Genomic DNA, 14,499 nt, shown 5'->3' with positions numbered 1-14,499 from the left:
GACCACCATTGTCGTTATTATTCGGTTAAATTGGGGCAAATATTACCACATTCAACCAGCTAGGCCCGTAGAAAAGAGAGCGTGCGGATTTGATTGGTTTATTTTTAGTCATTTTATGGTCTCAGTTAGCTTATTTTATGGCTCACCTGAAGGAGGCAAAGACAGAATTGACGCCGTTTTGATCAATTGAGTCGTAGCTGGTCGAGTTTTACGCTTAACTAATATAGAATTTGGCGCTTTGTTGAAAAAGAGAGTTTGGGCGAGTAATGAACCACAACCGTATTGTTTGTTTCGATTTGGAAATGTGCTGCTGGAATGAAAATGGTGTCGGAACAACAGGTGAAATCATAGAAATAGGATTAGCGGAGGTCAATCTTACCCAAGGTGAGATAGTCAAGCGTGCTCAGTACTACGTAAAGCCCGAACAGGATGAAATCTCGTTATTTTGCGCAGAGTTAACGGGCATTACGCCTCGAAAAATTGAAAAGCAAGGTCGTCCACTGGCTGACGTTTTGAAGTCAATGATAAAAAACTTCGGTGGAGCCAATAAAATTTATGCCTCTTGGGGGCGAGACGATCTGATATTAGCCGAAGAGTGCCAAGCGAAGGGAATTGAAATGCCTTTTCGCGAATGCATTAACTTGGCAACGTTATATCGGGTTCAGAATCGTCTAAAAGACAAACGCATAGGCCATAGGGCAGCGCAGGAAGCGCAAAATATCGAATGGGAAGGCAGACAACATTCGGGTTATGTCGACGCTTACAACCTCGCTAAGTTGGCGTTGACTATGCTCTGAATTGATAAAGGGTGTCCTTGTCTAATGACACCCTTTTAGTTTGAGCTCACACCGCTAGATTATAGCTAGATAGATGCTCGCTTGTGCTGCTGGCCTGTGAGAAGAGCTTGGCACTGTTGGTTTCGATATGCTGTGAGTCCTCAACTAGACTATTGATTTGTTGATCAACGCTGAGCAACCTTTCAACAAGCTCAGACATAGCATTTATCTGTGACTCGGATGAATTGGCAATGTTTGAACACATCTGGTCCGCTTGAGACACATCTTCAAGCGCTTTTTCTATGTCTTTTACCGCGTTTTCGATCGAGTTGAGACTTGCCTCGCTGGTACAGCTTCCTTCCTCTGTTATCTGAATCAGAGAGTTAGAGACATTGCCAAGTTTGGCCAGTATTTCCTCTACTTGGTTCGTCGAATTAGAGGTTTTTTCCGCTAGACCACGAACCTCGTCAGCGACCACGGCAAATCCTCGGCCTTCTTCGCCTGCGCGCGCTGCTTCGATGGCGGCATTAAGTGCGAGCAAATTAGTTTGTTCGGCGATATTACGAATTATTCCTAAAATCTCCGTGACTTTGATAACTTGCCGATTTACCTCATTGGCTGCTTCATAAAGGTGGGTACTTTTCTCCGCCATTGAGCGGTTGTCTCGTAGCGCACTCAATAAACATTGCTGGCCTCCTTTGGCACTTTCTACTGCACGATTGAGTGAATTCAAAGTATCAAAGGTATTGTCTTTCACTACTGAGAAGGAGCGCTGTGCTTGTTCACTAACTTGAACTGTGGTTTTGATATCATCTCTTTGGCGAGTAATCTTGTTGCCAATCGATGCCAAATAATGATCTAGGTCTTTGGAAATGGATGTAACAGAGTCGGCGCCTTGATGAATCGGGATTAAAGTTTGCTCCATTTTTGCGATGAAGCGATTCATACTATGGGCTAACCTGCCTAACTCATTCTGGCGTTTAAATTCAAGGCGTTTGCTTAGATCACATTCTCCAGAGCTGAGTTCGTCACAAAGGCCAATGAGTTTTTGAAGTGGCAGCACAAGCAGTGAGTTAAGAAGCGCGTAGAGAATCGCTATACAAGCCGCCACAGAGATAAACGCAATAATGCATGATTGAATACTCAGTTGGCTTCCAAGATCACGTGCCTGATTAAAATTCCAGTCAGTGACCAAGTATCCTACCAAGGTTTTCTTTTTACCGGCATACATGGGTACGCCTATTTGGTGGCGATTAGCTTGGTCTACAAGCACAGTCTTATCTTGTAAGATACCACTTAAGGCAGACTCAGTAATTTCATTACTGCTGTAAAGTAATGAAAGGTCTGGAAGATAAATTTGTATTGCATTCAAGCTGCCATTTTGACTTTGAAGTGCGACCTCGATCTTCTCCTTTATATTAGCCACCTTTTTAAACCTAACAGGGGTTGCTAGTTGTTCACCTAGAGCGTGACTTGATTGCATGTACGACGATTTGTTTAACTGGTAGATAGCATCAACACTGCTACTCCAGTTGAAAAACGATATCGTCGCCATGGCAATAATGGTCAAAATCGACGCACTGGCGACAACGAGCTTACTAATCGTAACTCGCATAGTTAGCTCCAGTCGCTATAGTTCTTCCACGTTGACACCAACTGTAATTGCACCGATCACTTGCCCAGAGGCCGGGTCTGAGATGGCGTAACTTACTTGAGATTGGAACATTTGGGTCGATTCATCTTCTTCTATTTCACTGATGTGATAGGCGTTGGGTCCGACTAGGTATGTTTGCTGCCACTTGTCTTCATCACCTTGCCAGTAATCCGAAGTTACAGCACTTTGCGCAACATTTAAGCCTTTATTATCCATGACAAAAATTTCAGTGATCACGCCCTGACTCTTTTGCTGCATCGCCGCAAGCTTTTTCGACAATTCACTGTTCAATTTGCTGTTGATGAGTGGTGCGTTATCTTGGCCTACTTGGCTCCTCCAATCATTATCAAGTGATGTGATCTGGCTTTGGTCAAGCTGACTGGTTTGTTGGTTTTGCGCTTTAATTTGAGATACGACGTCTGCATCAGCCGCCATGCTTTTCACATCATTCATTGCAAATTGTTTTAGTGCTGCTTCAAACTCATTTGCCAAAGTAGTGAGAGGAAATAGTAGTGGTAGTGCGATATAAAGCCTTTTCATTATTGAGTCCTATTAGTCTGACGTTGTTCATTAACAAGCGTAGATGAAAATACAGCATATGAGATCTAGCGCTTATTATTTTTTTCTTGTAAGTTGGATCTCAGTTTAATCTTTACAGAGTCTTATTTGTTTTAGAGCAGTATCTAATTGGCTTTAATCTGATTATCTTATGTAACTTGACTCATTTTTATGAGTCCTCTGGGTTTGTAACAATTAGATAAAAGGAATTAAGATGACAACGCTTGTAATTTCATTGCCATCATTACTGGTGGTATTGAGTGGTGTTGTCCACGCTTCTCCCTATATTGGCGCAAAGGTAGGGCATACTTGGCTTGATGATGAGTGCGAGGTTGGTTACCTATGTGATGATGACAAGTCAGCGTCGCTTGGTGTTTAACTCGTTTAATAGTCTTCTAGCTATTGAGGCGGGTTATGATTACCTTGGGAAGTTTACTGGTGCAGGTTTAGCAGACGATAGTGTTGATGCTTTTACCTTGGCGCCTAAACTGACTTTTGGTATCAGTGACGCTGTTAATGTGTATGGAAAACTTGGTGGAGCCTATGTTAACTATGGAGATAAAAGCGATGAGTCTTGTCTGGGCGCATTAGGCTTGGAGTTTGAATACCAGCAATAAACACCAAATGATAAGGTGAAAGACTGACAGAATTAAGCGCAACAAATAGTATTGTTGCGCTTAGTGCAAATGGAAAATTTGTACTACGCTGGAGTACCAAGATCTTGAAGATCTTTTTCTATTTTCTCTTTAAGGATACTGATTTTTTTCTGTCTAAACGTAAGTGCATCAAGCTCTTGTTGAGAATTAGCAGCAACAATAGCATCGTCATACTGCTGATTAACCTTATCCAATGCATCTAAATCTTCTTGTAAGATTTTAGCGTAAGTTACTTCTGGGTTAGGCTCGACTTCAGCAAACATGTACATGTTAGATACAACAGTGATCTCTTTGTTGCCCCATGCATTCTCTGCATCCACAGTCATAGAATTGCAGGCATAGTAAACGGCATAGTTTTTATCGTCTGCCACAATATGGTTGAATACCACTTGAAGCTTTTCTGTGGTGCTTGAGCTTGTTGCCGCTAGTGCAAGAGTCGATTTGATCACTGAACCAATGTCTCCAGCCATTTCCGCAGCTTTTTTAGGATCTTCTTCAGAGGTCAGATAGTCTTGAGCAACTTTTACAATACCATCAACAACATTATCCAGTGCATCTAGGTTAAATTCATCTGAAAACTTAGAGTAAGACTGATTATTGACAGACTCAACTTCTATAATGCCTTTGGTGTGGCTTTGAATATACTGCTTTGCGAGTTCTTCTGTGTTCTTTAATGCTGCCTGCGCTTTGGCAACAGCCTCATTTACTGCCTTTTTCGCATCTTCACTTTTTTGAATTGTACTTTCTAAACTAGGACCATGACACATGTTATTCTCCAATTAAGAGTATGAAAATGAAAGCTTCTGAGAAGAGAGCCATATAAGGTATAAGACAGGGTTCTCAAGGCATCAAGTTAAGAAAGAAAAATAAAATAGTATTAATTTTAGCTATAAATCAATTGGATAGTAAAACTCATTGCTTTTTAATAGACTTATGTAAAAGTGCCGGAAATAAATTTTTATTCCAGCAGCTGGTATTAAGCTTTTACTTTGTTGTGTTGAATTACCTCAGCAGCAGTGGCTCGTTTTTTCGGCAGATCAATTAGTAAGTGGTTGTTAATAGTTAAGTTGATGACAACGCTCCCCAAGATAACGTGCCAGCTCGTTTTTATGTGACGGAGAAATAAGAAATTTGATATATATTCCCTATTTTTTAGTGGGTTATGGTAGGTTGGCTCTAACTTAGGCTGGCGAGAAAACGAGCCGGCTTGTTATTAAGAATGTTATAAAAATAAATTAGCTTAATAAGGATTTGAAGTGAAAAAGTTCTACCATGCAGATGTGACGGGATCTTTAAAAGAAGATATGCACATTAAACTAGGTAATGGTTCTTTATCGAAATTTGGACAAATATATCAGGCAAGGTTTAGGCGACTTGGAATTAATGAGTTCTGTAGTAAACCACTCCCCGATAAGGTTGCACTCCTAGATGATTCTAGCTATCGAGAATACTTTCTAGAACTCTTTAGAATAGAGCATCCTCACTTAAAAGAATTAGATTTAGTCTCCAGACTGAACTGTTTTTTTGCTGTAGAGTCCGTTGAGAATGCATATGAATATGCTAATCGGCATGGTCATAAAACTAAACCTACGATTTATGAAGTTCATACCGATGGGCCAATCATGAAGCTTGATATGACTTGGCTTGATCATCAGTTCACAAGGGAGTTTAGCGCTTTCGAATATTACTACAGACACTACTGGCTTGGTAAAAAGATCGAAGAAGATCAACATCTAAGCGCCCATGAGAAGCGAGGCTCGTTCATAGAGGTTTTAATCAGTGGAGATGTGTATATAGGATCGAGAGTAGAGTAAATAATTTTTATAACAAAGCATTTAAGAGTGATTCGCAACGCTTGGTATTCTCGCTTCGCTCAAGTATAGCCAAGCGTCGCTCACACCTTAATACGGCGTTAGGCTACATTCATCACCGGTACAGCGTCTATATTGTAATAGCTAATAATTATTAATGGAGAACGTGATGGATTGGCTAGTTACAAATAAGGACTTAGTAAGTGTAATTTCTGACGCCATAGTGGCTTTAGGTGTGTTTTTTGTTGTGATGCAAGTTTACTTTGCATCAAAACAGATCAAGACTGAACATGAAAAAGATAGAAGGTTGGTTGCTATACAAGTTGTTAAGGACTGGAACTGTTCACTTAACGTTGCTACACCAGCTGCTCGTGGGTTCGTACAAGAATTGTCAGTCGATCAATGTAAGCTCCTTATCAAAAGGGAGTCGTTCAGCGTTCACGTAGACTGTGGGAAATTTTTGAAATATGCGCTTTCTGGTATTAAAGGCGACGACTCGGATCTGGTAATAGAGAAAGATAAAATTCAACTAACCCCAACCCAAATTTCCCATCTTCTAGCGCTGGTAATAGAGCATTTAAATAGCCTAGAAGTAGCACTACTCACATGGATGAATGGCGTAGCTGATAAAGAAATAATAGAATCTCAGTTCAAATATCTAGTTTCCGTCAATAATGGTCACTATGTCCTAGACAATCTAAGAATGGCTATGGCTGGTAGAGGGAATTACCCCGCAATATGCTGTTTTGTTAAGCACTTAAAAATGCAAAGTGAGTCAAATGAACCTTTACCTAAAAGCAACGTAGCCTAACACAGTGTTTAATGCGGATTCACAACGCTTGGCATTTTTAGTTTATATCAGCTTAAGTGTTTACGGTACAATGGTTTAGGTTGGATGGCCGCGTTGTTCACCACTTAACGCGTGTTAAATACCAGTAATCAGAAAGTCGATAGCGGCAATGATCTCATTTCTAAAAGTAGTCAGTTCATTGACAGGTTCTCGTAGGATTTTCGTTGGTACGCTCGCCATTTGGTGAGTCAAAATAACGAAGTCACCTTCATCAATGTGAATTACTGGACATAGGTGACTAGGCGCTTTCTTTTCTAACAGTTCAATTGGCGTTAACGGGATTACTAACCGAGTATTCAGTATGTCGAGCAATTCGCTCTGAACATCTACAAAGTAGGGCTAAGCAGTTGCAGTGCTTTTATTGTTGTTTTGGTATAGGGCAAATTGTGACATTAGAATACTCGGTAAGAATCAGAAAATAGACCATGCTTTTCAGTGAGCTCGTTACAAGCATTGATAGCCTCAGCATTTTGCTCTTGCCATTCAGCTTTAAGGCGTTTCCTTACTTCTTTCTCAAGTGCTTTTTCCATTGTTGCTGACAAGTTAATTTTCAGACGTTTCGCCTCTGCAAGCAACTCGCTATTCAAAGTTAAGTTGGCAGCTTTCTTTGGGGTTTGTGGGTTAAATGCATTTCTCATAGTGCAATCCGATGCGCGTTTAAGTGCGCATTAATTATAGGCGCGAGCTAGGCGTGCAACAAGCAATTTAATAGGGATTCCCAACGCTTGGTATTTTTTCTTCTACTTCAAATATAGTGGTTACGGTACAATGCTTTAAGTTAGATCAATCTATTACATAAAGGAGAAATGAACATCATTTATTTGATTGGGGTGATACCCTTATGGTCGATTTACCCGAAGAGAATGGCAAAATGTGTGATTGGGTGGATGTTCAAGCCGTAACTGGTGCAGAAAAAGCACTAGAGCACTTATCAAAAAGTCATAAAATCTACGTTGCGACAAACGCAGCAGATTCATCAGAAATGGATGTTAAGTCTGCGTTTGAGCGGGTTGGATTATCGGAATACATTTCTGGCTACTTTTGTAAAGCTAACTTAGGCATAGGAAAAGGTACACCAGAGTTCTTTCATAGAATCCTGAATATTTTAGATGTTGAATCTCAATCAATATTTATGGTTGGTGATACTTATGACAAGGATATTGTGCCAGCAATCAAAGCAGGTATACAGGCTATTTGGTTCAACCCTAACAACTTAAGTAGTCAGTCTAATCATACTGTTAAAACCATCGAGTCTTTGTCGGAGCTATATACGCCACAAAAATCCAAAAAATAAGTTCTATTGTTTAGCTCTCTCTTAGGCCCTAGAGTTTCTGATTTACACTTGGTTGAGGTCGAAGGTTTAATAATCGGTTAGCTCACATTACAACACTCTACTTTTTACAAAGAAAGATTGAAGAAATAGCAGGTACAAAAAAGCCCAGTTTCCACTGGGCTTTTTTCTAAATTTGGTGGGTCCGGGCGAACTCGAATCGCCGACCCCCGCCATGTCAAGGCGATACTCTAACCAACTGAGCTACGGACCCAAATTTATGTTCTTTGCATATTTATGCTTTAAGGAGTGGTGGGTCCGGGCGAACTCGAATCGCCGACCCCTACCATGTCAAGGTAGTACTCTAACCAACTGAGCTACGGACCCATTCCTTAAGAACGAGACGGATATTACCGAGACTTTGATTGGTGTGCAAGTGCAAATTGTTGGTTTTCAAGTTGTTTGCTTCACAACTAGGCAGTTTGATGTTTTTTTGGACTGAAAAGGCCGAGGTTTCACAGTGAAACCTCAACCTTTGTTAGTTTCTATCGGCCGCGGCCATCAACCATAACAATCAGGGTTTTAGTAATGATACTAATGTCCATCATAATCCAAGATTTAAGTGAACGAAGTGATAGAGCGTAGCTGTGGTCGTAGCCTTGATTGACTTGTGCTAGGCCTGTGATACCTGACATGACACCGTAGGTTCTGTCGGCAAAGTAGGGAATTTTAGACTCTAGCTTATTGTAAAAGCTTGGACGCTCAGGCCTTGGGCCAATGATAGACATCTCACCGCGAACCACATTAAACAGTTGAGGAATTTCGTCTAAGCGGGTTTTGCGAAGGAAACGTCCTACTTTAGTTATACGTGGGTCGTTTTCTGTCGCCCATACCGCGCCTGATCTTGTTTCAGCGTCCACATACATAGTGCGGAACTTAACGATTTCGAAGAACATCATTTGCTTGGGCGTTGACTTACCAACACGTAGCTGTTTGTAAAAAACAGGCCCTTTTGAGTCGAGTTTTATAGCCAGTGCGATAATTGGCATCACAGGCGATAATACGATAAGTCCAAGCAAGGCAGAGATAAAATCAAAGATACGCTTTGCCAATCACGTTACATATAAAGAAGATGCATTACTCATGGGATGCTCCTTTTATTGAACTCGTGCCCAGCGAGTGGACTCTAAGCCGAACAAATAACGTAGGCCACCAATTAAGTTGGTAGTATGACCAGCGACTATGTATGTCAGTAGCTGGCAGTATTTATGACTAAATATTTTGGGGAAGACATGGCCCAAGGCAGCGATAGTACACTGGATACATCTAGGGCTATGTGTTTCAAATAATTAACCATGCCAACGTCCTTTGTTACTGCCTGTGTACTCGCTTATAGGTTTAATGAGTGCGGTAGTTCACAGGTATTGCCTTATCAATTCTTAACAAATTGACGATTTCAAGCGGTTGTCCAGTGTTATGTTCTCTATGCGCATTTGGCGCTTACGCTCGACTAGGCGTTTGTAGAGATATACCAAGGCTTCGACACCTGAAGTATTGATAAGTGAATTTTCTCATTATGAGAGGCACCTCGACCAATTAACTTGCTTATTAACATCCAGAGCTAAGTGATGATGGTTAATTGATAGTTTTATTGAATGTTATTCTCTTTGAAGCTACTCAAATCATAGACGGTTATCGTTGAAATTTATGTCTGGTGTTAAACAATCAAACTTTAAGGATTCAAACAAGGTCAGGCATATGTATATCAAGTTAACTTATCTCACCATCGCTTTATTATCGACATTCCCATGTAGAGCAGATTCTTTTGACACAGACCGAAAACACTTGCCGCTTATGCTAGCAGGTTACTATGACTCTGGCGTTGATGTGAGCCAATATTGGAAGAGTGAAAAACTTGATGGCATCCGAGCCATTTGGGATGGCGAAAATCTAAGAACTCGCAGTGGTCTTAAATTAAGTCCGCCTGATTGGTTTACAGAGCCGTTACCCGATTATCCTTTAGAGGGAGAGTTATGGGCAGGGAGGGGACATTTCAATGTCGTTCAAAGTACGGTGTTAGACAAAACACCCGTTGAAACAGCATGGCGAAAAATACACTTTATGTTATTTGATTTACCAGATTCACCAGCAAGCTATAGGGACAGGTATGCAGGAATTATGCATTTGGTTCATTCGCTTCAAGTTGAACATATTAGATTCATAGAGAGTACACCAATTTCTTCCGAACAAGACCTAAGCGCATACTTCGATCAGATTAATGCGGTTGGCGGTGAGGGTGTGATGTTGAGAAAGTATGAAGAAAAGTATCAAAGCGGCAGAGGAGAACAATTGCTCAAAATGAAACAGTATAATGACGCTGAAGCAACCGTAGTTGGCTATAAAATGGGTAAAGGTAAACTAGAAGGTATGGTCGGTGCATTGTTAGTTCAGTTGGATTCCGGTATACAGTTTTATGTTGGCAGTGGACTTACTGAGCAGCTAAGGGTGGTGCCTCCAAAGCTGGGAACCACGATTACCTTCAGACATAATGGTTATACTCATAAGGGGATTCCAAAGTTCGCTCGATTTTTGAGAGAAAGGGTAGAGCCTACAACTTATTAGGGCCAGAACCACAGCGTTTGAAAAGCGTTTGCCAATATTCAACATGAGATAAAGTGGCCTCTCTAAAAGCTTGATGGTATTTTTTGATCGGGTATTGGTATTCTGGATGACCTATTTCTGCAAAGCTGAGGTAGGGTTCAAGATCGTAGTATACGCTGTTCACCTTAGCTATATAAGGTTGAACTTCGCCAATGAAAAACTTGTTAAAAATGTTTTTTAAATACTTAAATTGAGTTCTATCTCGGTTTTTTTCGCATTTGATCAAATTGTCATACTGTTTGAGCTGCCTTGTCACGATTGGGAGCATCTGGCTGATGTTCCGCATTGAGTAGCTGAGCTGACCAATAACGTCATACTTATCCAAAGTTTCTTGATACGGGGTAAGAAATGTTACCTCTGCCGAATTATCAATCTGGTTCGTTTCTGAAAGGGCTTTATTTATACTTTGGACGGCCTTTAATATTACGGTACTTTCTCTTGGCCCATCGATAGCTAGAGGTGAAGAAGATTGTAACTGATTCCTCATTGCTTCACTACTATAGAGAAGGTTAGATAGGTGCAGTGGGAGCTCTGCTGATTTTTGCTTGTGAATTTCGGTTAATTGAGATTGTAACTCTTTTGACAAGTTAGGACTTTTTATACAAGTACTGAGACCACGCACTAGTGCTATCTGGTAATCATAATTGCGAAATTGATCTTGTACCTTTCCGAGAATTGAGTTGCGCTCTGCTATTAGGGAAAACAAGCCACATTTTCTTAGCTCATAACTATCAAGTAAGCCAATACTGGTTGTGGGAATATCAATCAGTACTTTTCTTTTTATGGGCAATGTTACATTTTGGCTTTGGGGTAAGTTATAGGCTGGGCGATCTTGTATGCTAGCAATACGAGCTATATAGGTTTCTATGGTTTGGTCCATTATATTACCGCCAAAACCACAAGATGTGATCATGGAGGAAGTAAAGACAAGGATAAACAATCTTTTGGCTAGCAAAGCTCTATTCAGTCTCTATTTTTTAGTTAACCCTTTATTAGTCGTTACTTTATAGTACAGCAAATCGATCACTTCTCTGCAAAACTTAACTGAACGTTGTCGGGCTGTTTGTGCATCCAGTGTAGCCTAATTCCCAGCATAAATGCGGCTGAAGATAAGCCAATGATAAAGCCAATCCAGAAGCCTTTTGCTCCCATAGGTTCCACAATCCAGTTTGTCATGCCGAGAAGATAACCCATAGGTAGGCCCAATATCCAATAAGCAATAAAAGTGCGATTGAAGATAGCCGCCATATCCTTGTATCCGCGTAATGCACCCGCAGCGACGACTTGAACCGCGTCAGTAACTTGATAAAGTGCTGCAAACAACAACAATTGCATTGCAATTGTGATTACAGCTCGGTTGTCGGTATAGAGTAGAGCAATGAATTCACGACATGATACCGTCAAAAAAGCGGTGACGAGAGCCAGTACGACTGATAACCCAATAGCGACATGTGAGGCTATAGTAGCGCCTTGGACATTACCTTCTCCCAAGTTATGACCTACACGGATACTGGTTGCCGCACCTATGCTCATAGGCAGCATGAAGATAAGTGAGGAAAAGTTCATTGCAACTTGATGCGCTGCGACAACGAGAGAGCCCAGCGGAGCAACGAGTATTGCCACAACCGCGAATAACGTGACCTCGAAAAAGAGTGCGGCAGCAACCGGAAATCCGAGTTTGAATAGTCGTTTTAGTGACGGCAAGTGAGGTCTATAGAAGCGATCAAATAAGCGAATGTGCGCGACTCTTTTGGATGTAATGACGTAAGCAAGTAATAGAAAAAACATTATCCAATAAACAATCGTAGTTGCTACCCCACATCCTACTCCGCCTAATGCTGGAGCGCCGAATTTTCCATAAACAAATACCCAATTTAGAGGGATATTAAAGATGAGACCAATAAATCCTATCACCATTGCAGGCTGGGTTAATGACATGCCATCAGTGAAACTACGCAGAGCTTGAAATAATAGGAATGCAGGGACGGCAAATATAACAGCATGCATGTAACCTTCGGTCTTATTTGCCATTAGCGCTTCGACATCCATCCACTCCATGATCCTTGGTGTTTGAAATAAAACCGCAATGATAGGTATAGAAATCACGATAGCTAAGATACCTCCTTGCTGAATCTCAAAGGGGATTTTCACTTGTCGTCCAGAGCCATTAAGTTGCGCAACTACAGGAACTAGAGCCATTAGCAGTCCTACACCGAATAAAATCGAAGGTAGCCAAATGCTTGAAGCGATTGATACGGCAGCCATATCAATCGCACTTACTCCACCAGCCATCACAGTATCAACAAATCCCATACCTGTTTGTGCGACAGAGGCAATCAATACAGGGGTTGATAACTTAATAAGCTTAATGATTTCTTTCTTGTAGAGATGCACTTAAAACTCCTAAAACATGCGATGAAACTCTGGTTCCGTTAGATTTGAAAGTCAGCTTGAGGCGCTATATTGGTTAACAATTTTAGGCTGGGCAGTCATAAAAATTCGAGTGGAATAATAAATTATTGTTACGCTAACCACCACCAAAACATCAAGATTGCTGGTGGATTCTTATCAATGCTACAAGGCCTGTTGAGTTGGATAAAGACTAAAAGATCTGTTCATCGTCGGCATCGATAGATAGCTCAACCCTATCAAACTCTTCGTTTATCACCATGCCTAGATGAATGGTATGGCAGCATGCAAGACAGTCTTCGTAAAAGTCCTGACTTCCATTACTCGTATCTAAGCTGATACTGATGGAATGTCCACAATGAGGACAAGATACTCTTTTTTCGGTAGGTTGACGCATAATTCTCTCCTTTACAACAATGATGAGAATGATGCATTCGGGTCATTCTAAATGTAAACCTCTGGTGTGTTTACATCGCTAGTGGCCGATGAAAAACAAAATGCATCTACACGTTCATAACATAAAGCATAATAGGGTGAATGAAGAAAGCGAGTTGAAATAGGCCATAAACTAACACCGACCCAATAAGGGGTTGAGTCTATTAGACTATTCGTTTTTCTAGATTTCACCATGGGGGAGAATCATGGGGTTAGTAAGAGAGTATGCGACTTATTGACGACTCACATTGAGCCAAATAAGATCCGCCAAACTGATTGTAATGGTTTAATAGGTGATAGAGGTTGTAAATATCTTTTCGTTCTTCATAACCCGAACCGACAGAGAAAATAGTTTCATAACCCAGATAAAAGTCTGGGTGAAATTTAGAAAAGAGTTCAGTCATCGCCAAATCACATTCTCTATCCCCCCAATAACATGCTGGGTCATAGCAAATTGGACCAAATGGTGATGTCGCAACATTACCGCTCCAAAGATCACCATGTAGAAGAGAGGGTCGAGGCTGATGACCTGCCAGTCTATCTTGGATTAGATGGGTAAACTCCCCAATGTCTACAAGTGTTATACCTTTTTCCTTCATAAGCTGAAGCTGCCAGCCAATGCGTTGCTCAGCGAAGAATCGGCTCCATTTCTTATCCCACTTATTGGGCTGCAAAGTAGCGCCTATGTAGTTATCTTGATCAAAGCCATACTCCTTTTGTTCTCCCCATTGATGAAGGGTCGCAAGCTGTTGACCAAATCTGTAACTATTATCAGCATCATCCAAAGGTTTCGTTGGAAAATAATTGAGGATGAGAAAAGCGTGATCCTTAGATTTTCCGGTTAATATATGTTCAGGGATTAAAACACTCTTACTTTGCCTCAGAGTGTGGATATTGTCTGCTTCAATTTCGAAATTTGAGTAGAAGTCTCTTTGGTTAATTTTTACAAAATATCTCTGCTCGCCATCACTTATCATGTAGCAATTGTTTATGTCTCCTCCATGAATGGGGCTCTTTTCGACAATATTAAAAGAAAACATAAGTGTCTCGGACAATTGATCTGCAATAGCTTGCCACATATCTCGAACCATTATGGTTAACATTATGCTGATATTGTAGGATAAGCGAACACGCTATTCTTAAGCCAATAACAAAAAATTCAACTGTTAAACCACGCTTATTCGATAAATTGACTATTGTGTGATCTTTATCATGATATTGGCTAGAAATTCGAAAATACCCAATACAGTAAACCAGAAATTTGCAAGCAAATAAATACGCCAGAATCGAGGCGCGGCCTTCCTTTAGGTAACTAGTGTCTTGAAGTTTTTCTAAATATGTTTACGGAGTTGGGTTGTGAAAAACCATTGATATGTCTTAGTATTAGAGAGTGAATTAGAAACACAATAATGAATGGAG

General features: G+C 40.8%; 16 protein-coding genes, 2 tRNA genes and 2 pseudogenes. 7 read left to right on the top strand and 13 right to left on the bottom strand.

Going from position 1 to position 14,499, the window contains the following annotated elements; all coding sequences use genetic code 11:
* The first annotated feature begins 266 nt into the window (after positions 1 to 266).
* A complete protein-coding gene (locus FIV01_RS07770; protein WP_152430486.1) occupies positions 267 to 797 on the top strand; it encodes a 3'-5' exonuclease in 531 nt (176 codons plus the stop codon).
* A gap of 46 nt (positions 798 to 843) precedes the next feature.
* Here FIV01_RS07770 and FIV01_RS07765 read toward each other — a convergent pair whose 3' ends face one another.
* Together FIV01_RS07765 and FIV01_RS07760 are read right to left on the bottom strand one after the other, a co-directional pair.
* Positions 844 to 2,391: a methyl-accepting chemotaxis protein gene (locus FIV01_RS07765; protein WP_152430485.1), complete on the bottom strand. Its 1,548-nt coding sequence runs from the start codon at positions 2,389 to 2,391 to the stop codon at positions 844 to 846.
* Between the two features lie 15 nt (positions 2,392 to 2,406).
* On the bottom strand, positions 2,407 to 2,970 hold the full coding sequence (locus tag FIV01_RS07760; RefSeq protein ID WP_152430484.1) for a hypothetical protein: 564 nt from the start codon (positions 2,968 to 2,970) through the stop codon (positions 2,407 to 2,409).
* A gap of 232 nt (positions 2,971 to 3,202) precedes the next feature.
* Here FIV01_RS07760 and FIV01_RS20725 point away from each other — a divergent pair, with 232 nt between their 5' ends.
* Together FIV01_RS20725 and FIV01_RS07755 are read left to right on the top strand one after the other, a co-directional pair.
* Positions 3,203 to 3,367 carry a hypothetical protein gene (locus tag FIV01_RS20725; RefSeq protein WP_246210375.1) on the top strand — a complete coding sequence of 55 codons (165 nt, stop codon included), beginning with the start codon at positions 3,203 to 3,205 and terminating at the stop codon, positions 3,365 to 3,367.
* Positions 3,336 to 3,605: a porin family protein gene (locus FIV01_RS07755; protein WP_246210374.1), complete on the top strand. Its 270-nt coding sequence runs from the start codon at positions 3,336 to 3,338 to the stop codon at positions 3,603 to 3,605. Before FIV01_RS20725 ends, FIV01_RS07755 begins: the two co-directional genes overlap by 32 nt.
* A gap of 83 nt (positions 3,606 to 3,688) precedes the next feature.
* On the opposite strand, the gene FIV01_RS07750 is transcribed toward FIV01_RS07755, so the two are convergent.
* On the bottom strand, positions 3,689 to 4,411 hold the full coding sequence (locus tag FIV01_RS07750; RefSeq protein ID WP_152430483.1) for a hypothetical protein: 723 nt from the start codon (positions 4,409 to 4,411) through the stop codon (positions 3,689 to 3,691).
* A gap of 489 nt (positions 4,412 to 4,900) precedes the next feature.
* On the opposite strand from FIV01_RS07750, the gene FIV01_RS07745 reads away from it, so the two are divergent.
* Positions 4,901 to 5,458 carry a hypothetical protein gene (locus tag FIV01_RS07745; protein WP_152430482.1) on the top strand — a complete coding sequence of 186 codons (558 nt, stop codon included), beginning with the start codon at positions 4,901 to 4,903 and terminating at the stop codon, positions 5,456 to 5,458.
* Positions 5,459 to 5,624: 166 nt separating this feature from the next.
* Entirely contained in the window at positions 5,625 to 6,266 is a 642-nt protein-coding gene (locus tag FIV01_RS07740; protein ID WP_152430481.1) for a hypothetical protein, read from the top strand.
* A gap of 114 nt (positions 6,267 to 6,380) precedes the next feature.
* Here the strand turns inward: FIV01_RS07740 and FIV01_RS07735 are convergent.
* Together FIV01_RS07735 and FIV01_RS07730 are read right to left on the bottom strand one after the other, a co-directional pair.
* Positions 6,381 to 6,698, bottom strand: a pseudogene (locus tag FIV01_RS07735) (CcdB family protein).
* The gene (locus FIV01_RS07730; RefSeq protein WP_152430480.1) at positions 6,698 to 6,943 is read right to left on the bottom strand and encodes a type II toxin-antitoxin system CcdA family antitoxin; all 246 of its coding nucleotides are present in this window, start codon (positions 6,941 to 6,943) and stop codon (positions 6,698 to 6,700) included. The pseudogene FIV01_RS07735 and the gene FIV01_RS07730 overlap by 1 nt, the downstream one beginning before the upstream one ends.
* Positions 6,944 to 7,146: 203 nt before the next feature.
* Between FIV01_RS07730 and FIV01_RS07725 the strand changes: the two genes are divergently transcribed.
* Positions 7,147 to 7,599, top strand: a complete 453-nt coding sequence (locus FIV01_RS07725; RefSeq protein WP_152430479.1) for an HAD family hydrolase — start codon at positions 7,147 to 7,149, stop codon at positions 7,597 to 7,599.
* Between the two features lie 173 nt (positions 7,600 to 7,772).
* Here FIV01_RS07725 and FIV01_RS07720 read toward each other — a convergent pair.
* From FIV01_RS07720 to FIV01_RS20715, 4 genes and pseudogenes are all read right to left on the bottom strand, one after another.
* Positions 7,773 to 7,849: transfer RNA gene (locus FIV01_RS07720), tRNA-Val, on the bottom strand.
* A 36-nt stretch (positions 7,850 to 7,885) separates the two neighbouring features.
* Positions 7,886 to 7,962 (bottom strand) — tRNA-Val (locus tag FIV01_RS07715).
* Positions 7,963 to 8,120: 158 nt separating this feature from the next.
* Positions 8,121 to 8,687, bottom strand: a complete 567-nt coding sequence (locus tag FIV01_RS07710; RefSeq protein WP_152430478.1) for a sugar transferase — start codon at positions 8,685 to 8,687, stop codon at positions 8,121 to 8,123.
* Positions 8,688 to 8,973: 286 nt separating this feature from the next.
* A pseudogene (locus FIV01_RS20715) lies at positions 8,974 to 9,134 on the bottom strand (STAS domain-containing protein); the annotation flags it as partial.
* 199 nt (positions 9,135 to 9,333) lie between these two features.
* Between FIV01_RS20715 and FIV01_RS07695 the strand changes: the two are divergent.
* Complete coding sequence (locus tag FIV01_RS07695; protein WP_152430477.1) at positions 9,334 to 10,197, top strand: DNA ligase; 864 nt, start codon at positions 9,334 to 9,336, stop codon at positions 10,195 to 10,197.
* Here the strand turns inward: FIV01_RS07695 and FIV01_RS07690 are convergent.
* The 4 genes from FIV01_RS07690 to FIV01_RS07675 all read right to left on the bottom strand — a co-directional run bounded on the left by FIV01_RS07690 (position 10,184) and on the right by FIV01_RS07675 (position 14,159).
* A complete protein-coding gene (locus FIV01_RS07690; RefSeq protein ID WP_152430476.1) occupies positions 10,184 to 11,116 on the bottom strand; it encodes a DUF3080 family protein in 933 nt (310 codons plus the stop codon). The two genes, FIV01_RS07695 and FIV01_RS07690, sit on opposite strands and share 14 nt — an antisense overlap.
* 143 nt (positions 11,117 to 11,259) lie before the next feature.
* Positions 11,260 to 12,630, bottom strand: a complete 1,371-nt coding sequence (locus tag FIV01_RS07685) for an MATE family efflux transporter (protein WP_152430475.1) — start codon at positions 12,628 to 12,630, stop codon at positions 11,260 to 11,262.
* A gap of 208 nt (positions 12,631 to 12,838) precedes the next feature.
* Positions 12,839 to 13,042 carry a CPXCG motif-containing cysteine-rich protein gene (locus FIV01_RS07680; RefSeq protein WP_152430474.1) on the bottom strand — a complete coding sequence of 68 codons (204 nt, stop codon included), beginning with the start codon at positions 13,040 to 13,042 and terminating at the stop codon, positions 12,839 to 12,841.
* 250 nt (positions 13,043 to 13,292) lie between these two features.
* Positions 13,293 to 14,159, bottom strand: a complete 867-nt coding sequence (locus FIV01_RS07675; protein WP_152430473.1) for a fructosamine kinase family protein — start codon at positions 14,157 to 14,159, stop codon at positions 13,293 to 13,295.
* Between the last annotated feature and the right edge of the window lie 340 nt (positions 14,160 to 14,499).

The organism is Vibrio aquimaris (genome assembly GCF_009363415.1).
Taxonomy (GTDB): domain Bacteria; phylum Pseudomonadota; class Gammaproteobacteria; order Enterobacterales; family Vibrionaceae; genus Vibrio; species Vibrio aquimaris.
Note: the sequence above shows the minus strand (reverse complement) of the source record. Positions and strands in the feature narration are given on the sequence as shown.